Source organism: Ruegeria sp. BI7 (genome assembly GCF_056537925.1).
The window spans coordinates 252,746-270,434 of the sequence record NZ_JBQFSK010000003.1 but is presented as its reverse complement, the minus strand read 5'-3'; the positions used below and the strand labels follow the sequence as shown (position 1 = coordinate 270,434).

The window sequence follows — 17,689 nt, the reverse complement described above, 5'->3', positions numbered from 1 at the left end:
TTTCATATGCCTGCGATTTAATGACGGCCCAGCAGGGGACCGCTGATGAGCGAAGCGAGCAAAATTCTGAACGAGATGAACGACCGGTCACGTGAGGTGTTCCGGCTGATCGTCGAAAGCTATTTGGACAGCGGTGAGCCCGTTGGCAGCCGCACCCTGACCCGCACGTTGTCGGAAAAAGTCAGCGCTGCCACCGTGCGCAACGTGATGCAGGATCTGGAGTTTCTGGGCTTGCTCGACAGCCCGCATGTCAGTGCCGGTCGGATTCCCACGCAACAAGGGTTACGGATGTTCGTTGATGGGTTACTTGAGGTCGGTGATCTGGGTGCCGCTGACCGACAGAAACTGGATGAAACATTAGGCTCTAACGCGGGCGATGTAGGCGGGATGTTGGACCGTGTGGGTTCAGCTTTGTCACACGTGACACATGGTGCGTCTCTAGTTCTGACGCCCAAGCAAGAATCCGAGATCAAGCATATCGAATTTGTTTCGTTAGCTCATGACCGTGCATTGGTGGTGCTGGTTTTTGCTGACGGGCACGTTGAAAACCGCCTGTTTACACCGCCACCGGGGCAGACACCCAGTTCGATGCGTGAAGCGGCGAATTTCCTGAACGCGTTGATCGAAGGCCGCACGCTTGGCGAAGTGCGCCGTCAGATGCAGGCGCAGATTGACGCGCGTAAACAAGAGATCGACGTGCTGGCACGGGAAATGGTCGAAAGCGGCATGGCGGCTTGGGACGGGGATGGGGGCGACTCGGCTCGTCTGATTGTGCGCGGGCGGGCGAATCTGCTGGGTGAACCGGGTGAAGTTGAGGAGCTGGACCGAATCCGCTCTCTGTTTGATGATCTGGAACGCAAACGAGACATCGCGGAATTCCTTGAATTGACCGAAGAAGGCGAGGGTGTGCGCATTTTTATCGGCTCTGAGAACAAACTTTTCTCACTTTCGGGTTCCTCTTTGGTGGTGTCTCCATATATGAACGCTGATCGAAAGATAATTGGTGCGGTCGGGGTCATCGGGCCCACGCGTCTGAATTATGGACGGATCGTACCGATCGTGGATTATACGGCGCAACTGGTCGGCAAGCTGATATCCGACCGGAGCTAGAGGGTAAGAGATGGCAGAGCCCAAGGACGAAGATTTTCTGGACAATATCGCAATGGCTGAAGCTGAAGAGCTGGCTGAAGAAATCGCTGAGTTCAGCGATGAAGCGCTAGAGCTGGATGAGTTGCGCGCGGAGCGCGACGACTACAAGGACAAATTCATGCGTGCGCTGGCGGACGCGGAAAACGCCCGTAAGCGTGGCGACAAAGCGCGGCGCGATGCCGAACAATACGGTGGCTCGAAACTGGCGCGTGATATGCTGCCGGTCTACGACAACATGAAGCGCGCACTCGAAGCTGCGACCGATGAGCAAAAAGAAGTGGCCGCTGGTCTGCTGGAAGGGATCGAGCTGACTATGCGGGCGCTGAAGGATGTGTTCCAAAAGCACGGTATCGAAGTGATTACGCCCGAGGTTGGTGATCGATTTGATCCAAACGTGCATGAGGCGATGTTCGAAGCGCCGGTTCCTGGAACCCGCGCCGGTGACATCATTCAGGTATCGGCCGAAGGCTTCATGCTGCATGATCGTCTACTGCGACCGGCGCAAGTGGGTGTGTCGTCGACACCTGCAAGCTAAGCGGCTTTAAAACCAAATTTATTGAGGCGGTCAGGATCTGGCCGCCTCTTTCAGTTTATAAATCAGGTCCAGCGCCTCGCGCGGGGTCAGCTCATCAGGCAGCACGTCGTCCAGCATATCCGTGACCGGCGATGCCTTGGGTGCAGGTGGCGGGGGCGGCGGAGCGGCGGAAAACAGCGGCAGATCGTCGATCAGCGCCTTTTGTTTGCCGCCTTCGCGTTCGGTTTTTTCCAACTGGTCCAGTACGACGCGGGCTCGATCCACCACCGATGCGGGCAGACCGGCAAGCTGCGCGACTTGCACCCCATAGGAGCGGTCGGCGGCCCCCTTGTGGACTTCGTGCAGGAAAATAACCTCACCTTCCCATTCTTTGACTGCCACGGTGGCGTTGTCGACACCCTCCAACTTGCCGGCCAGGGCGGTGAGTTCGTGGTAGTGGGTGGCGAACAGCGCGCGGCATTGGTTGGCGGCGTGCAGATGTTCCAGCGTGGCCCAGGCGATGGACAGGCCGTCATAGGTGGCCGTGCCACGGCCAATTTCATCGAGAATCACCAGCGCGCGGTCGTCGGCCAGATTCAGGATGGCGGCAGTCTCGACCATTTCCACCATAAAGGTTGAACGGCCTCGGGCCAGATCGTCGGATGCGCCGACGCGGCTGAACAATTGGCTGACCACACCGATATGCGCCTGTTCAGCGGGAACATAACTGCCCATCTGGGCCAGCAGGGCAATCAAGGCGTTCTGACGCAGGAAAGTCGATTTACCCGCCATGTTGGGACCGGTCAGCAGCCAGATCGCCGCGCCCTGATCCGCGCTGAGATCGCAATCATTGGCAATGAAGGCATCGCCGCTTTGTTGGCGCAGCGCGTGTTCCACAACCGGATGACGTCCACCCTGCACGTGGAAGGCGCGCGATGTGTCGACCTGGGGACGGCACCAATTTTCTCCGCGCGCCAGATCGGCCAATGCGGTGGTCAAATCCAGCTCGGCGAGCCCTCGGGCGGCTTGATTGAGACGAGCAGCGAGGGCCAGAATCTCGTCAGAAAGCCTTTGATAGAGCCTCTTTTCTATTTCCAATGCCAAATTACCGGCGTTCAGGATGCGGGTTTCGATCTCGGACAGTTCGACGGTCGTAAAGCGCACCTGATTGGCAGTGGTCTGGCGGTGGATATAGGTCTCAGAAAATGGCGGGTTCAGCATCTTCTCGGCATGGGTGGCCGTGGTTTCGATGAAATAACCCAGCACGTTGTTATGCTTGATCTTCAGCGAAGCAATGCCGGTGTGTTCTGCGTATTTCTGTTGAAATCCCGCAATGACGGATCGGCCTTCGTCGCGCAGCGTACGGGCCTCATCCAGTTCAGTGTCAAAGCCCGGAGCGATGAAACCGCCGTCACGGGCCAGCAGGGGCGGTTCTGCCACAAGGGCTGCGTCCAGCAAGGTCAAAAGATCGTCAAACCCGATCAAGTTCTGCACTGCGGTGGCCAGCAGAACCGGCAAATCCTGTGTGTCACAGATACCTGCAATAGCAGCTGCCTGCGTCATTCCGTTGCGGATGGCGGCCAGATCACGCGGGCCACCCCGTTCCAGCGACAGGCGCGACAGGGCGCGGTCCAGATCGGGGGTTTTGCGCAGGGCATCGCGCAGGTCTGAGGCGGTCAAGCTGTCCTCAGCTGCAAAACTCACAGCATCCAGCCGGGCATGGATCACGTCCAGATTGCGCGAGGGGCTGGACAGGCGCTGTTCCAGCAACCTTGCCCCGCCCGGAGTGACGGTGCGATCGACCACCGACAATAGGGATCCGGCGCGACCACCCGACAAGGACCGGGTCAGTTCAAGATTGCGGCGTGTGGCGGCGTCGATCTGGACAACGCGATCCTCTGATTCCTTCAAGGGGGTCTGCAGCAGGGGCAGTTTGCCCTTTTGCGTGATCTCAAGATAGTCGATCAAGGCACCCATTGCCGAAACCTCGGCCCGACCGAAATTTCCAAACGCATCCAAAGCGCCCACGTGGAACAATCCGCAAATACGTTTTTCGGCGGCCGTGCTGTCAAAACTGGCGCGGCCGATGGGGGTTAGCGAAATTCCCAAATCACGGACTGGTTCCTGCAAAGCCTGTTCCGATCCGTCGGCAACGATCAGCTCGGACGGGGCAAGCCGTGCCAGTTCGGGGCTCAGCCGCACGGTTGTCAAAGGCATTACGTGAAACGCCCCGGTAGAGATATCAGCCCAGGCCAAGGCGGCCTCATCCCGCACTTCGGCATAGGCGGCCAGAAAGTTGTGGCGGCGGGCTTCCAAAAGGGCATCTTCGGTCAATGTGCCGGGTGTCACCAAACGCACGACATCGCGCTTTACCACCGACTTAGAGCCTCTTTTCTTCGCCTCGGCCGGGCTTTCCATCTGCTCGCAGACGGCCACGCGAAAGCCTTTGCGGATCAGGGTCAGCAAATAACCTTCGGCGGAATGAACAGGCACACCGCACATCGGGATGTCGGTGCCGTTATGCTTGCCGCGTTTGGTCAGGACGATATCCAACGCCTCGGCTGCGTTGATGGCATCCTCGAAGAACATCTCGTAGAAATCGCCCATACGGTAGAACAGCAGGGCATCGGCGTGGGCCTCTTTGATTTCGAGATATTGCGCCATCATCGGCGTGACTGTGGACAAGGCTGACCCCTTTTGGCGTGTTCCGGGCGCGACCTTACAAATCCCGCATCTTCTGTAAAAGCCGAAAACTCATTCTCGTTGAGGCGCGCGTTTTCCTGCGCTATGAGGCGACAGCCCAACAGATGTAAAGAAACGACATATCAGATGCCCAAAGCGAAAATTACCGACGAAGAAGCCCTGGCCTTTCACCTGGACCCCACTCCCGGCAAGTGGGAGGTGCAGGCCACGGTTCCAATGACAACCCAGCGTGATCTGTCGCTGGCCTATAGTCCCGGTGTCGCTGTTCCATGTGAAGCAATCGCGGAAAACCCCGAAACGGCCTATGACTATACCAACAAGGGCAATCTGGTCGCGGTAATCTCGAACGGCACGGCGGTTCTGGGTCTTGGAAATCTGGGCGCGTTGGGCTCAAAACCGGTGATGGAGGGGAAATCGGTCCTGTTCAAACGGTTTGCCGATGTGAACTCGATCGATATCGAGTTGGACACTGAAGACCCAGATGAATTCTGCCGCGCGGTGAAGCTGATGGGGCCGACCTTTGGCGGCATCAATCTGGAAGACATCAAGGCGCCCGAGTGTTTCATCATCGAACAGCGCCTGAAGGAAGAGATGGACATTCCCGTCTTTCACGATGATCAACACGGCACGGCGGTGATCTGCGCGGCAGGTCTGCTGAACGCGCTGCATATCTCGGGCAAAAAGATCGAGGATGTGAGGATTGTTCTGAACGGTGCGGGTGCGGCGGGTATCGCCTGTATAGAACTGCTCAAGGCGATGGGTGCGCGGCATGAAAACTGCATCGTCTGCGACACCAAAGGCGTGATCTACCAAGGCCGGACCGAGGGTATGAACCAGTGGAAATCGGCCCATGCGGTCACCACTGAACTGCGCTCGCTGGAAGACGCCATGAACGGCGCGGATGTGTTCCTGGGCGTTTCAGTCAAAGGCGCGGTCACGCAGGACATGGTCGCCAGCATGGCAGACAACCCGGTGATTTTCGCCATGGCCAATCCAGATCCTGAAATCACGCCAGAAGAGGCGCATGAGGTGCGTGTGGATGCCATCGTCGCCACCGGACGCAGTGATTATCCGAACCAGGTCAACAACGTGCTGGGCTTCCCCTATCTGTTCCGGGGTGCGCTGGACATTCATGCCCGTGCCATCAATGACGAGATGAAAATTGCCTGTGCCCATGCGCTGGCCCGTCTGGCGCGCGAGGATGTGCCGGATGAGGTTGCGATGGCTTATGGCAAATCGCTGACCTTCGGTCGCGATTATATCATCCCGACACCGTTTGATCCCCGACTGATCCATCGTATCCCACCTGCCGTGGCCAAGGCGGGCATGGATACCGGCGCAGCGCGGCGTCCGATCATCGACATGGACGCCTATGAGCTGAGCCTCAAATCCCGCATGGACCCGACTGCCAGCATCCTGCGCGGGCTGAACGCCCGTGCGCGCCAAGCGCAAAGCCGCATGATCTTCGCCGAAGGTGACGATCCACGTGTACTGCGCGCTGCTGTGACCTATCAGCGGTCTGGATTCGGCAAGGCCCTGGTTGTCGGTCGCCCCGATGACGTAAAACAAAAGCTGGAAGAGGCCGGGCTGGGCGATGCCGTGCGCGAGTTGGAGGTGGTGAATGCCGCCAACACCACGCATCTCGAGACCTATACCGATTTCCTGTACAAGCGCCTGCAGCGCAAAGGTTTTGATAGCAAGGATATTTACCGCCTAGCGGCACGTGACCGGCATGTGTTCTCATCCCTGATGCTGGCGCATGGGCACGGTGATGGCTTGGTAACCGGGGCCACGCGCAAATCGGCGCATGTGCTGGACCGGATCAATCACGTGTTCGACGCGGACAAAGCGCATGGTGCGGTAGGTGTGACCGCGCTGCTGCACAAGGGGCGGATCGTGCTGATCGGTGATACGCTGGTGCATGAATGGCCGGACGAGAATGACCTGGCCAATATCGCCGAACGCTCAGCCGCAGTGGCACGTCATATGGGGCTTGAGCCGCGCGTGGCCTTCGTCAGTTTCTCGACCTTTGGGTATCCGGTGTCGGAACGGGCCGAAAAGATGCACCGCGCGCCTGTTGTGCTGGATAAGCGCAAAGTGGATTTCGAATACGAGGGCGAGATGACCGTGGACGTTGCCCTGAACGAGGATCAGCAGGCAGGCTATCCGTTCCAGCGCCTGACCGGCCCGGCGAATATCCTGATCGTTCCCGCTCGACATTCGGCGTCGATCTCGACCAAGCTGATGCAGGAAATGGGCGGGTCCACGGTGATTGGCCCGATCCTGTCTGGTGTCGACAAGCCGATTCAGATCTGTTCGACCGGGTCAACGGCGAATGATATCTTGAACATGGCCATCCTGGCCTCGTGCGATATCGCTTAAGCCATGACGATCTGGAACCTCGGCTCGATCAACGCGGACATGATTTATGACGTGCCGCACCTGCCCGGACCGGGAGAGACGCTTTCGGCCAATCGGCTGGATCGGTATCTGGGTGGCAAAGGGGCAAATATGTCTGTGGCCGCCGCTCGGGCCGGGGCGCAAGTGGCGCATATCGGGGCCGTGGGGCCGGATGGGCGCTGGGCGCTGGATCGTATGACCGAATATGGCGTGGACACGCGCCATATCACTGGAGTCGAGGTTCCGACCGGTCATGCCATCATTGCGGTGGACGCACAGGGTGAGAACAACATCATTCTGTTCCCCGGTTCAAACCACGCGATCACTCAGGTTCAGTTGGGGCAAGCGCTGTCCTCGGCCCTGGAAGGTGATGTGCTGGTGATGCAGAACGAAACCAACTTACAGGTTGAATCTGCAAAGATGGGGCGCGATCTGGGGCTGACTGTCTGCTATGCCGCCGCACCGTTCCAGGCTGACGCGGTTCAGGCCGTGTTGCCGTATCTGGATTTTCTGATCCTGAATGAGATCGAGGCTGAACAACTGCGGCAGGCAACCGGGCAATCCGTTACCGACCTTGAGGTCGAGCATGTAATCGTCACTTTGGGGTCAAAAGGAGCGCGGTATTACCATCGTGGCGCCGCTACGGATTTTCCGGCGCACAAGGTAAAGGCCGTGGATACCACTGGCGCAGGGGATACTTTCACCGGCTATGTTCTGGCAGGAATGGATCGCGGGATGCCAATGGCACAGGTGATTTCACAAGCAAACCGTGCCGCGGCCTTGATGGTCACGCGGCACGGCACAGCTGATGTTATTCCCGATCTCAAAGAGGTGCGCGAAGCGCGGCTCGATTAAGACCCCGCGAACGGTGCGTCACTGCCCCAAAGCTGCTTGACCCGGTCATCACGGCCGCAGGCTTTGCGATAGGCTTTGTACGCGCTGTGCTGGCGTTTGGGGCCAAAGCGGGTCAGGACCAGCTTGTTCCCTTTATAGTAATCCTGGTGATACGCCTCAGCCGGGTAGAATGCCCCCTGCTGCAGGATTGGCGTCACGATCTGTTGCCCCAGCGCGTCCTGGGCACTTGTCTTGGCTTGCTGAGCCAGGGCTTTTTCCCAAGCGTTAGAGACGAAAATTGCCGTACGGTAGCTGTCACCCCGGTCACAGAACTGACCGCCCGCATCCGTTGGGTCGACCGAACGGAAGAACATACTTAGCAGGGTTTCACGGGAAACGCGGGCCGGGTCAAAGGTGATCTGAACCGCCTCGTAATGGCCGGTTCCGCCTTTGGTGACCTGATCATAGGTTGGATTGGCGGTACTGCCACCGGTGAAACCCGACACGGCGCCAGTCACGCCCGGAACGGATTCGAAATCGGATTCGACGCACCAGAAACAGCCCCCTGCAACCGTCAGGGTTTCGGACCCGGCGGCGGGTGCCGGGGCGGCACGCAGCAGGGCGACAAGAGCGATCAGCGTGAACTGAAGCGTAGGTTTGAAAAAATCGAGATAGGCGGTGCGGGTCATGGCAGGTCTCCTTTTCGGGATAAGGCTGCCCTGACTTATGCGTTGGCGCAATCCGCTGACATGGTTTGTCACGGGGTGGTGAGACGAGTTTATCGTCTTAACCTAGCAGCTGTCCCAACTTCATCGCCACACCCATATTGCCCGAAATCTTGAGCTTGCCCAATGCTACGCCGGTCATCGGGTTCAGCTTGCCCGTCAGTAATTTGGTCAGGTTGTCCTGCGAAATGCGGATGGTGCAATCGGTGTCGCGATCCTGTGTGCTGGCCCGATTATCGGCCAGAACGATGACACCATCCTCGCCGCAATCGAATTTCAGCGAGCCCTCAAAGCTTTTGCCATCCAAGCCTTGCTGAATGCCGTTGGCGATGTCCTGCAGCATCTTTGTCCCCTTCACAATTTGCCTATGCGTAAAGAGAATGGGCGTTCTTGTGCAAGGGTGACCCGACTGGACCCTGCAGTCACGACATTTGCAGGATTTGCCGGGTCCGCTCACAGGGTTGCCCATCATAAAAGGCATCAAGAACAGTCTCGAACTCTGACGGAGCTCCGGGCACGGATGCAAACAACGTCATCGAGGACCGCAGTTTCTTTGCGTCAATCCCACCCAGAATGTCACTGGCATCGCGCCCTTTGTGCTGTAACATCAACCCAGCAACCTTGGTCAGGCGCTGGCGGAGGTCTGGATGATCCAGATAAGCTGTGGCCTCATCCAAATCCTCGATCCCGTACAGCTGCGCCATGTGAGACCGGCCAAGTTCGGCCAATTGCGGAAATACAAACCACATCCAGTGGCTGGTTTTCTGTCCTTGTTCCAATTCGCGCAGGACGTCGGACCAGACCGCGTCCTGCGCTTCGATGAACAGATCGAGTTCGTCGTTGATGTCGTCGTCGTCGATCACTTGGACAGGCGCTTATCCCGCGCCGCCAGCAATTTCAGGCGCAGCGCGTTCAACTGGATAAATCCGGCCGCGTCTTTTTGGTCATAGGCGCCGGCGTCATCTTCGAACGTCACATGCTCTTCAGAATACAGCGAATGATCCGACCAGCGACCCACGGTTGAGGCCAAGCCTTTGTACAGTTTCACGCGGACGGTGCCGGTGACATGTTCCTGAGACTTGTCGATGGCGGCTTGCAGCATTTCCCGCTCGGGGCTGTACCAGAAGCCGTTATAGATCAGCTCGGCATATTGCGGCATCAGCTGGTCTTTCAGGTGCATCGCGCCGCGGTCCATGGTGATGGACTCGATACCACGGTGCGCTTCCAGCAGGATGGTGCCGCCGGGCGTTTCGTAGATGCCGCGCGATTTCATGCCCACGAACCGGCCTTCGACCAGATCCAGGCGGCCAATGCCGTGCTTGCCGCCATATTCGTTCAGTTTGGTCAGGATCGTGGCCGGGCTCATCGCCTCGCCATTGATGCTGACCGCGTCGCCTTTTTCAAAGCCGATCTCAATGAACTCGGGCTCGTTCGGTGCGTCCTCGGGGTGGACGGTACGCTGATAGACATAGTCTGGCGCCTGATCCGCCGGATCTTCCAGAACCTTACCTTCGGACGAGGTGTGCAGCAGGTTGGCATCGACCGAGAACGGCGCCTCACCGCGTTTGTCCTTGGCAATTGGGATTTGGTTCGCTTCGGCAAATTCCAACAGCTTGGTGCGGCTGGTCAGGTCCCATTCACGCCAGGGTGCAATGACCTTGATGTCGGGGTTCAGGGCATAGGCGGCCAGTTCGAACCGCACCTGATCGTTGCCTTTGCCGGTCGCGCCATGTGCAACGGCGTCGGCACCGGTGGCCTCGGCAATCTCGACCAGACGCTTCGAGATCAGCGGACGCGCGATGGAAGTGCCCAGCAGATACAGGCCTTCGTATTGCGCATTGGCGCGGAACATCGGGAAGACGAAGTCGCGAACAAACTCTTCGCGGATGTCCTCGATATAGATGTTTTCGGGCTTGATCCCCAGCAGCTCGGCCTTTTGGCGGGCGGGCTCCAGCTCTTCACCCTGACCCAGATCGGCGGTGAAGGTCACGACCTCACAGCCATACTCGGTCTGCAACCATTTCAGGATGATCGAGGTATCAAGGCCACCGGAATAGGCCAGAACAACTTTCTTGGGCGCGGACATCTGACTTCCCCTTATGCGTAAGACGCTTGGCCCCTAACGGGTTTTGAACGTGGGGGCAAGTTATCTGCGTTGACGCAGGGCGGGAATTAGGGTGAAACGGATGGAACAAGAACAAGGATTGGTTGAGAGGGCAGTTTCAGGATGTTGGGTTGGCAGATTTTTGTGCATTCGGTGCGGATGGTTTTCGGCAATCTTAAGCAGGTTGTACAAATCACCTTTGGTCCCGCTTTGATTGCCACGGCATTGATTGTCGTGTTGTTCGTGGTGTCTGGCGTTCCGTTAGAAGCTTTTGAGGCGGAAACAGGCGAATTACCTCCGGGCACGTCGCCGGGCTCTGTTCTACTTTTGGTTTTTGGGCTAGCAATGGTCCTTGCAATCACGACTTTCTGGATTGCCGTTTCATGGCATCGTTTCATTCTGCTGGAAGAATATCCTAAAGGTATTTTTCCAACATTCCGATTTGATCGAATCCTCGCCTACCTTGGGCGGGCATTTCTTCTTGGCTTAATCATGGCAATCGCTTCGCTCCCAGGATGGATGCTTCTTACCGCTGTGGTGCAAAGTTCACCTGTTTTGGCGATTATTCTGGTCTTTGCCTACATGGTCTTTCTGATGGTTTGTTTGTACCGGTTTTCCATTATTTTGCCTGCGGCGGCGATTGGTCATCCGGTTACGCCTCTTGAAGCCTGGAATAGCACGTCCGGGGCGGCGAGCGCGCTTCTAGTCATGCTCATCGTGGCGTTTCTGTTCCAGCTACTCGTTCAGCTTGTTTTCACTGTGTTGGCGATCATTCCAGTCTTGGGAGTTTTGCTAACACTGTTCTTTGGTGTGCTTGTTCTGCCGATGATCAATGTTAGCATTTTTACAACAATGTACGGTGTCTTCATCGAAAAACGCGCACTCACCTGACCCACGTACACATATGTATTCCTTGCCCTTTCGGCGGTGATGCGGCACTGAAACGGTCATGACTGATTTCATGACCCGCGCCCGCGCTGCCGAACAGGCGATGCGTACTGTCTTTCCCGCGACGCCGTTGCAGCGGAATGCCCATCTGTCTGACCGATTTGGTGCTGACATCTGGCTCAAGCGCGAAGACCTCAGCCCGGTGCGGTCGTATAAAATCCGTGGTGCGTTCAACGCGATGCGCAAGCAGCAGAGGCAAGAGCTTTTCGTCTGTGCCAGCGCGGGCAATCATGCGCAGGGCGTGGCGTATATGTGCAAGCACCTGAACGTGCGTGGTGTGATCTTCATGCCGGTGACGACGCCGCAGCAGAAAATTCAGAAAACCCGCATTTTTGGCGGCGAAAACATCGAAATTCACCTGACCGGAGACTATTTCGACGACACGCTGGCCGCTGCGCAGGCGTGGTGTGCGCAGCAGGGCGGGCATTTTCTGTCGCCCTTTGATGATGAGGATGTGATCGAAGGGCAGGCGTCACTGGCTGTCGAGGTTGAGGCGCAGCTGGGTAGCGTCCCTGATCACGTGATCCTGCCGGTTGGCGGGGGCGGCATGTCCTCGGGCGTGGCGACATGGTTCGGGGATCGGACCCATTGCCTGTTTGTCGAGCCCAAAGGCGGGGCCTGTTTGCATGCGGCCATGGCGGCGGGGCATCCGGTGGCGCTCGATCAGATCGACAATTTTGTCGATGGGGCAGCGGTCGGGAAGATCGGGGCGAAACCGTTTGAACTGCTCAAGGATCGCCACCTGTCCGACGTGCTGGTCCTGTCCGAAGACCGTATCTGCACCACCATGATCGAAATGCTGAATGTCGAAGGCATCGTGCTTGAGCCCGCAGGCGCCCTGGCGATCGAGGCAGTGACCGATGTGCAAAGCTTTATCCGCGGCAAAACCGTTGTCTGCGTCACCTCGGGCGGCAATTTCGATTTCGAACGTCTACCCGAGGTCAAGGAACGGGCGCAGCGTTATTCCGGCGTCAAAAAGTACTTTATCCTGCGCCTGCCGCAGCGCCCCGGCGCGTTGAAAGAGTTTCTGGGCATATTAGGGCCGGAAGACGATATCGCCCGGTTCGAATACATGAAGAAGTCGGCGCGCAATTTCGGTTCGGTCCTGATCGGCATCGAAACCCGTAAGCCCGAGAATTTCGCACGCCTGTTCGCGCATCTGGACGAGGCTGGCTTTACCTATACCGACATCACCGAAGACGAGACGCTGGCCCAGTTCGTGATCTAGGACAGGTTCGCGGCTTTCTCGGCAAAGAACACAGTTTTTGAGTCGTCATAGACTGTCAGGATGGCAGGCAGATCGACGTCACTAGCCTTGCCAGCGGCGGCGTTGCGCTCTGCGTCCTGACACAGCTTGAAAAACCGGTCGAACCCCAGACTCAGCGCGCTGCCCTTGAGGAAATGCATGTTCTGTTCGAATTCAGCCCGGTCGGTGTCCTGATACAGCCGGTCGATGGTTTCCTGAACCTCGTCCAGAAAGATCTGCACCACCTCTTCGAATTCGCTGGCACCCACCTCATCCCGCAGCTGTCTGACCCTGGACCAGTCGATCATGTTCGGCCTCTCCACACATATCGCGACCTGACTTGGATAGCCCACGGCAAGTAAAGAGCGGGTTAAGCAATAAGCCAAAGACGCCTTCACCGGATGTTAAACCGCCCTGCGCTAGGGTCGCTGCGTTCCGTAAAGGTCACAGTACAGAGGGTTCAGGTGGCAGAGGGCAGTCAGGCAGAGGCCAGGTCCGATCAGGATTTTGGTGCGATCCAAAAGGTGCTGGTCGTCGATGACAGCCGGCTGCAACGTCGTATTCTGGTGGCCTCGCTGAAAAAGTGGGGCTTTGAGGTGCTAGAGGCCGATAACGGCGACGCCGCGATCGAGATGTGCGCCACCGACCCGCCGGATCTGGTTCTCAGCGATTGGGTGATGCCGGGGATGAGCGGGCTGGAATTCTGCCGTGCCTTCCGGGCGCTGGAAAGTGATCAATACAGTTACTTCATCCTGTTGACCTCAAAAAGTGAAAAGCAAGAGGTGGCGCGCGGGCTGGACGCTGGTGCGGACGATTTCCTGATCAAACCGCTTGAGGCGGATGAGCTGCGCGCGCGGATCTCGGCCGGGGCGCGGATTCTGGATATGCAGCGCGAACTGTCCGAGAAGAACCGGATGATCGAATCCGCGTTAGAAGACCTGCGCGTGGCGCATGATGCCATCGACAAAGACCTGATTCAGGCCCGGAAAATTCAGGAATCCCTTGTCCCCGAACTGACGCGGGATTTCGGGAAATCGCGGGTCAGCATGCTGCTGAAACCCTGTGGGCATATTGGCGGTGATCTGGTGGGGATGTTCTCGCCCGGGGTCAATCGGCTGGGGTTTTACAGCATTGACGTGTCGGGCCACGGTATCACCTCGGCGATGATGACAGCGCGATTGGGCGGCTATCTGTCCAGCAATCATTTCGATCAGAACGTGGCGATGGAAAAACGCTTTGACAAGTTCTATGCTCTGCTGCCACCCGAACAGGTGGCCGAGATGCTCAATTGCCGCCTGATGGCCGATGCCGGCGTCGAAGAATACTTCACCATGGTTTATGCTATTGTCGATCTGCGCAACGGGCATCTTAAGATGGTGCAGGCCGGGCACCCGCATCCACTTGTTTTGCGCCAAGACGGCAGTGCCGAATTTCTGGGCGAGGGTGGCCTGCCCATCGGTTTGCTGCCCGATGTGTCCTTTCAGCGGATCGAAACTTACCTGCAACCTGGCGATAAACTGATGCTGTATTCTGATGGCTTTACCGAGTGTCGTCTGGCCGATGGCGGTTTGCTTGAGGAAGAAGGCCTGCAGCAGATGGCCCGCGATTGTGCGCCCGACCGCTGCGGTACTGAGTTTCTGGACGATATGTTCTGGCGCATGACGCAGGCCATGGCACCGGGTAGCGGCATGGATGATGACGTGTCCGCCGTGTTCTTTGAATATAACGGGGCTTAGAAACTGTTCAGATGTCGGGTGGCAAAGTGACGGTCCCCCTCGTTGCCAAGCATCTGCACCGCAACGGCAGTTTCCATCCAAAGTGCTTCGTGAAACTCTTCGCGAGGCGGTCCCATCCGGCGCACCGGACGGGCGCTGTAGATCATGCAGATTTTCTCGGCCCAAAGGTCATATTCAGGCATAAAGGTGAACCGGCGAAACGCACCGATCCGCCGCGGGGCGGCGATCAGCCAGCCGGTTTCTTCGAACACTTCGCGATGCAGCGCGGTAATCGGGGATTCGCCCGGATCAATGCCACCGCCCGGCAGCTGCAATTCGGGGTTCAGCCCATCGTCATACCACGTGACCAGCAGGTCTTTTCCTTGCGGCAGCAACGCATAGACACCCGGTCTGCGTGTATATGTACGTCCTTTTTCCGGGGTTTCACCGAACCGTCTGATCATGTATGGCCCCTTCAAACCCAATCTGTTCAACCTATATGGTGCCGGTATGCCAACCCGTGGCGTGTAAGGAAACCCCATGTCTCTTGGAACGAAAATCGCGTGGGACGATACTGTCCTGCCCTTTCAACTTGATGTATCGGATATGCGCGGCCGTGTAGCCCGTCTGGATGGCGTGCTGGACGGCATCCTGAAGCAGCATGACTATCCCGAAAAGGTCGAGGCGTTAGTGGCCGAGATGGCCCTGCTGACCGCGTTGATCGGCCAGACCGTTTCGCTGCGTTGGAAACTGTCTTTGCAGGTGCAGTCCAAGGGCCCGGTGCGCATGATCGCGACCGATTACTTTGCACCCAAGGTCGAGGGTGAGCCGGCCCGCATCCGCGCCTATGCCAGCTATGATCGCGACCGCCTGACCGATGGCGGGCCGTTTGATCAGGTGGGCGAGGGATATTTCGCCATCATGATCGACCAGGGTGAAGGCACGCAGCCGTATCAGGGGATCACTCCGCTGGCGGGGGGCTCGATCTCTGCCTGTGCCGAGGCGTATTTCGCACAATCCGAGCAGCTGCCGACGCGGTTCTCGCTCAGCTTTGGCAAATCGACCGAGCCGGGCGTCGGTGAACATTGGCGCGCGGGCGGAGTGATGCTGCAGCACATGCCCAAGGCCTCGCCCTTTGTGGCGGACGGACAAGGTGGAGGGCAGATCCTGACCGCCGAAGATCTGGTCGACGGGGAAGAGAGTGAAAACTGGGGCCGCGTCAACATCCTGTTGGATACGGTCGAGGATCTCGAATTGATCGGGCCTTCGGTGGCGCCGACCGACCTGTTGATCCGGCTGTTTCACGAGGAACAGCCGCGGGTCTATGACGCTCAGTCCGTGCAATTCGGCTGCACCTGTTCGGAAGATCGTGTGCGGCAAAGCCTGTCGATCTATTCGGCCAAGGACATCGAAAAGATGACCACGCCCGAAGGCAAGGTAACCGCCGATTGTCAGTTCTGTGGCGCACATTACATACTGGAACCGGGTTCGGTCGGCTTTGATGCGGACGACGCCTGATCCTACGGACCAGCTGCGGGCGGCCCTGCGCCGCCCCGGCCATGGTTCAAGCGATTTCGACCTGAACCCCGAAACCATCCTGCCTGAAGGGCGCAAATTGCGCCCGGCGGGGGTGCTGGTTCCGATTACGGTGATTGACGACACGCCGCGGCTGATTCTGACGAAACGATCCTCGGCTCTGAAACACCACCCCGGCCAGATCGCCTTTCCCGGCGGTAAGCAGGATCAAGGCGACGTAGATGTCACCGCCACTGCACTGCGTGAGGCGCAGGAGGAGATCGGTCTGCCGCCCGACTTGCCCGAGATTCTGGGCCACCTATCGTCTCATGAAACCGTCACGTCCTTTACCGTTACACCGGTTGTCGCGATCCTGCGCGAACCGTTTCAACTGACCCCCGAACCGGGCGAAGTGGACGAGGTGTTTTCGGTTCCGCTTGCACATGTCCTCAACCCCGCGAATTATATCGTTGAATCGCGCCGCTGGCGTGGTCACAAACGGTATTATTTCACGGTGCCGTTCGGCCCCTACTACATCTGGGGCGCGACGGCCCGAATGTTGCGGGGATTGGCCGCACGGGTGAATGAATGACGCGAATTTCTGAGGCCTGGGTTACTGATCCGGCAACGCAAAAGGTCTGTGCGGCGTTGACGGGCGCTGGTGCGCAGGCGTTGTTCGTCGGGGGTTGCGTGCGCAACGCGCTGCTGGGCGCGCCGGTCTCGGATATCGATATTGCCACCGATGCGCGCCCCGAACGGGTGATGGAGCTGGCGCAGGCAACGGGCCTCAAGGCCATCCCCACCGGAATCGACCACGGCACGATCACTGTGGTCAGTGGCGGTGCCCCGCATGAGATCACCACCTTTCGCCGCGACGTGGAAACCGATGGCCGCCGGGCGGTGGTGGCTTTTTCCGACAAGGTGGAAGAGGACGCCGCGCGCCGCGATTTCACCATGAATGCGATCTATGCGCAGCCCGATGGCAGTATTCTCGACCCGTTGAACGGGCTGCCCGACCTGCAATCCCGCCGCGTGCGCTTTATCGGCAACGCCGAGAACCGCATTCGAGAGGATTACCTGCGATCCCTGCGGTATTTCCGGTTTCACGCCTGGTATGGCGATGCCGAGGCTGGGTTTGATCCGGACGCTCTGGCGGCGATTGCGTCTAATCTGGACGGGCTAGAGGGCCTGTCTCGTGAACGGGTCGGGGCCGAACTTCTGAAACTTATGGGCGCACCCGATCCGGCACCCTCGATTGCCGCGATGCGTCAATCGGGAGTTCTGGCCCGGCTGTTGCCAGGGGCCGAGGACCGTGCGTTGGCACCGTTGATAGCCTTAGAGGAACAGGCCGGGGCCGCCCCTGAGTCAATTCGGCGTCTGGCCGCAATCGCAACACCGGATATCGCCAAGACCCTGCGCCTGAGCAAGGCGCAATTACAACGTCTGACCCGCATGCGGGATGAGGCATCCGGTACCGCCAGCGTTGCCGAACTGGGGTTTCGCTATGGCGAAGAGGGCGGCTTGCACGAAACCCTGCTGCGCTGCGCCTTCCTTGAACAGCCGTGGAGCGAAACCTTGCGCACCGATCTGCACAAAGGGGCTGAAGCTGATTTCCCGATCAAGGCCACCGACCTGATTCCCGATTTCACCGGTCCCGCGCTGGGCAAAAAACTGGCCGAGCTTGAGGCGCGCTGGATTGCATCAGGCTTTGCGCTGACCCGCGAGGAATTGCTGAGCATCTGACACGAAGTCTCAAAAGGGGATGACAAATCAACTTCTTTGTGGTTTCGTGCGCCTGTCACATGAATGGAGGGATGCGAATGTATTACGGGATCT

17 protein-coding genes are annotated in these 17,689 nt (G+C 58.3%); 10 read left to right on the top strand and 7 right to left on the bottom strand.

Annotated elements, in window-relative coordinates; genetic code table 11:
- Positions 1-45 precede the first annotated feature (45 nt).
- Positions 46-1,110, top strand: a complete 1,065-nt coding sequence (gene hrcA / locus ACR0JB_RS10805; RefSeq protein ID WP_170361045.1) for a heat-inducible transcriptional repressor HrcA — start codon at positions 46-48, stop codon at positions 1,108-1,110.
- A 10-nt stretch (positions 1,111-1,120) separates the two neighbouring features.
- Positions 1,121-1,684: a nucleotide exchange factor GrpE gene (locus tag ACR0JB_RS10800; protein ID WP_170349562.1), complete on the top strand. Its 564-nt coding sequence runs from the start codon at positions 1,121-1,123 to the stop codon at positions 1,682-1,684.
- 30 nt (positions 1,685-1,714) lie between these two features.
- Here the strand turns inward: ACR0JB_RS10800 and mutS are convergent, their stop codons facing one another.
- Positions 1,715-4,330, bottom strand: a complete 2,616-nt coding sequence (gene mutS, locus ACR0JB_RS10795) for a DNA mismatch repair protein MutS (protein WP_170397006.1) — start codon at positions 4,328-4,330, stop codon at positions 1,715-1,717.
- A gap of 162 nt (positions 4,331-4,492) precedes the next feature.
- On the opposite strand from mutS, the gene ACR0JB_RS10790 reads away from it, so the two are divergent.
- Positions 4,493-6,748, top strand: a complete 2,256-nt coding sequence (locus ACR0JB_RS10790) for an NADP-dependent malic enzyme (protein WP_170349563.1) — start codon at positions 4,493-4,495, stop codon at positions 6,746-6,748.
- A 3-nt stretch (positions 6,749-6,751) separates the two neighbouring features.
- Positions 6,752-7,621 carry a ribokinase gene (locus tag ACR0JB_RS10785; protein ID WP_170396844.1) on the top strand — a complete coding sequence of 290 codons (870 nt, stop codon included), beginning with the start codon at positions 6,752-6,754 and terminating at the stop codon, positions 7,619-7,621.
- Here ACR0JB_RS10785 and msrA read toward each other — a convergent pair.
- The 4 genes from msrA to ACR0JB_RS10765 all read right to left on the bottom strand — a co-directional run bounded on the left by msrA (position 7,618) and on the right by ACR0JB_RS10765 (position 10,411).
- Positions 7,618-8,289 (bottom strand): peptide-methionine (S)-S-oxide reductase MsrA, encoded by a 672-nt coding sequence (msrA, locus tag ACR0JB_RS10780; protein WP_480789912.1) that lies wholly within the window; start codon positions 8,287-8,289, stop codon positions 7,618-7,620. The two genes, ACR0JB_RS10785 and msrA, sit on opposite strands and share 4 nt — an antisense overlap.
- Before the next feature lie 97 nt (positions 8,290-8,386).
- Positions 8,387-8,668 carry an SCP2 sterol-binding domain-containing protein gene (locus tag ACR0JB_RS10775; RefSeq protein WP_170349566.1) on the bottom strand — a complete coding sequence of 94 codons (282 nt, stop codon included), beginning with the start codon at positions 8,666-8,668 and terminating at the stop codon, positions 8,387-8,389.
- A 79-nt stretch (positions 8,669-8,747) separates the two neighbouring features.
- Positions 8,748-9,188, bottom strand: a complete 441-nt coding sequence (locus ACR0JB_RS10770; RefSeq protein ID WP_480789911.1) for a DUF1810 domain-containing protein — start codon at positions 9,186-9,188, stop codon at positions 8,748-8,750.
- Positions 9,185-10,411 carry an argininosuccinate synthase gene (locus tag ACR0JB_RS10765; RefSeq protein ID WP_170349568.1) on the bottom strand — a complete coding sequence of 409 codons (1,227 nt, stop codon included), beginning with the start codon at positions 10,409-10,411 and terminating at the stop codon, positions 9,185-9,187. The genes ACR0JB_RS10770 and ACR0JB_RS10765 overlap by 4 nt, the downstream gene beginning before the upstream one ends.
- Positions 10,412-10,552: 141 nt before the next feature.
- Between ACR0JB_RS10765 and ACR0JB_RS10760 the strand changes: the two genes are divergently transcribed.
- Together ACR0JB_RS10760 and ilvA are read left to right on the top strand one after the other, a co-directional pair.
- Complete coding sequence (locus ACR0JB_RS10760; protein WP_170396840.1) at positions 10,553-11,320, top strand: hypothetical protein; 768 nt, start codon at positions 10,553-10,555, stop codon at positions 11,318-11,320.
- Between the two features lie 58 nt (positions 11,321-11,378).
- Positions 11,379-12,605 (top strand): threonine ammonia-lyase IlvA, encoded by a 1,227-nt coding sequence (gene ilvA / locus ACR0JB_RS10755; RefSeq protein WP_170396838.1) that lies wholly within the window; start codon positions 11,379-11,381, stop codon positions 12,603-12,605.
- Here the strand turns inward: ilvA and ACR0JB_RS10750 are convergent.
- Positions 12,602-12,931 carry an Hpt domain-containing protein gene (locus tag ACR0JB_RS10750; protein ID WP_170396836.1) on the bottom strand — a complete coding sequence of 110 codons (330 nt, stop codon included), beginning with the start codon at positions 12,929-12,931 and terminating at the stop codon, positions 12,602-12,604. The genes ilvA and ACR0JB_RS10750 overlap by 4 nt on opposite strands.
- A 156-nt stretch (positions 12,932-13,087) precedes the next feature.
- Between ACR0JB_RS10750 and ACR0JB_RS10745 the strand changes: the two genes are divergently transcribed.
- The gene (locus ACR0JB_RS10745; protein ID WP_367648257.1) at positions 13,088-14,359 is read left to right on the top strand and encodes a PP2C family protein-serine/threonine phosphatase; all 1,272 of its coding nucleotides are present in this window, start codon (positions 13,088-13,090) and stop codon (positions 14,357-14,359) included.
- Here the strand turns inward: ACR0JB_RS10745 and ACR0JB_RS10740 are convergent.
- Entirely contained in the window at positions 14,356-14,802 is a 447-nt protein-coding gene (locus tag ACR0JB_RS10740) for an NUDIX hydrolase (protein ID WP_170349572.1), read from the bottom strand. The two genes, ACR0JB_RS10745 and ACR0JB_RS10740, sit on opposite strands and share 4 nt — an antisense overlap.
- Positions 14,803-14,878: 76 nt before the next feature.
- Here ACR0JB_RS10740 and hslO point away from each other — a divergent pair, with 76 nt between their 5' ends.
- The 3 genes from hslO to ACR0JB_RS10725 are packed head-to-tail and all read left to right on the top strand — an operon-like array spanning position 14,879 to position 17,596.
- Positions 14,879-15,856, top strand: coding sequence for an Hsp33 family molecular chaperone HslO (gene hslO, locus ACR0JB_RS10735; RefSeq protein ID WP_170349573.1), 978 nt, complete (start codon positions 14,879-14,881; stop codon positions 15,854-15,856).
- On the top strand, positions 15,840-16,445 hold the full coding sequence (locus ACR0JB_RS10730; protein WP_170396832.1) for a CoA pyrophosphatase: 606 nt from the start codon (positions 15,840-15,842) through the stop codon (positions 16,443-16,445). The genes hslO and ACR0JB_RS10730 overlap by 17 nt, the downstream gene beginning before the upstream one ends.
- On the top strand, positions 16,442-17,596 hold the full coding sequence (locus ACR0JB_RS10725; RefSeq protein ID WP_170396830.1) for a CCA tRNA nucleotidyltransferase: 1,155 nt from the start codon (positions 16,442-16,444) through the stop codon (positions 17,594-17,596). Before ACR0JB_RS10730 ends, ACR0JB_RS10725 begins: the two co-directional genes overlap by 4 nt.
- Positions 17,597-17,689 lie beyond the last annotated feature (93 nt).

Bases quoted from the DNA above. Each gene is read 5' to 3' on its own strand.
- ACR0JB_RS10725 (WP_170396830.1), top strand. From the start codon at position 16,442: ATGACGCGAATTTCTGAGGCCTGGGTTACTGATCCGGCAACGCAAAAG.
- ACR0JB_RS10790 (WP_170349563.1), top strand. From the start codon at position 4,493: ATGCCCAAAGCGAAAATTACCGACGAAGAAGCCCTGGCCTTTCACCTG.
- ACR0JB_RS10785 (WP_170396844.1), top strand. From the start codon at position 6,752: ATGACGATCTGGAACCTCGGCTCGATCAACGCGGACATGATTTATGAC.
- hrcA (WP_170361045.1), top strand. From the start codon at position 46: ATGAGCGAAGCGAGCAAAATTCTGAACGAGATGAACGACCGGTCACGT.
- ACR0JB_RS10730 (WP_170396832.1), top strand. From the start codon at position 15,840: ATGCGGACGACGCCTGATCCTACGGACCAGCTGCGGGCGGCCCTGCGC.
- ACR0JB_RS10750 (WP_170396836.1), bottom strand. From the start codon at position 12,931: ATGATCGACTGGTCCAGGGTCAGACAGCTGCGGGATGAGGTGGGTGCC.
- ACR0JB_RS10800 (WP_170349562.1), top strand. From the start codon at position 1,121: ATGGCAGAGCCCAAGGACGAAGATTTTCTGGACAATATCGCAATGGCT.
- ACR0JB_RS10765 (WP_170349568.1), bottom strand. From the start codon at position 10,411: ATGTCCGCGCCCAAGAAAGTTGTTCTGGCCTATTCCGGTGGCCTTGAT.
- msrA (WP_480789912.1), bottom strand. From the start codon at position 8,289: ATGACCCGCACCGCCTATCTCGATTTTTTCAAACCTACGCTTCAGTTC.
- ACR0JB_RS10775 (WP_170349566.1), bottom strand. From the start codon at position 8,668: ATGCTGCAGGACATCGCCAACGGCATTCAGCAAGGCTTGGATGGCAAA.
- ACR0JB_RS10760 (WP_170396840.1), top strand. From the start codon at position 10,553: ATGTTGGGTTGGCAGATTTTTGTGCATTCGGTGCGGATGGTTTTCGGC.
- mutS (WP_170397006.1), bottom strand. From the start codon at position 4,330: ATGATGGCGCAATATCTCGAAATCAAAGAGGCCCACGCCGATGCCCTG.
- hslO (WP_170349573.1), top strand. From the start codon at position 14,879: ATGTCTCTTGGAACGAAAATCGCGTGGGACGATACTGTCCTGCCCTTT.
- ilvA (WP_170396838.1), top strand. From the start codon at position 11,379: ATGACTGATTTCATGACCCGCGCCCGCGCTGCCGAACAGGCGATGCGT.
- ACR0JB_RS10740 (WP_170349572.1), bottom strand. From the start codon at position 14,802: ATGATCAGACGGTTCGGTGAAACCCCGGAAAAAGGACGTACATATACA.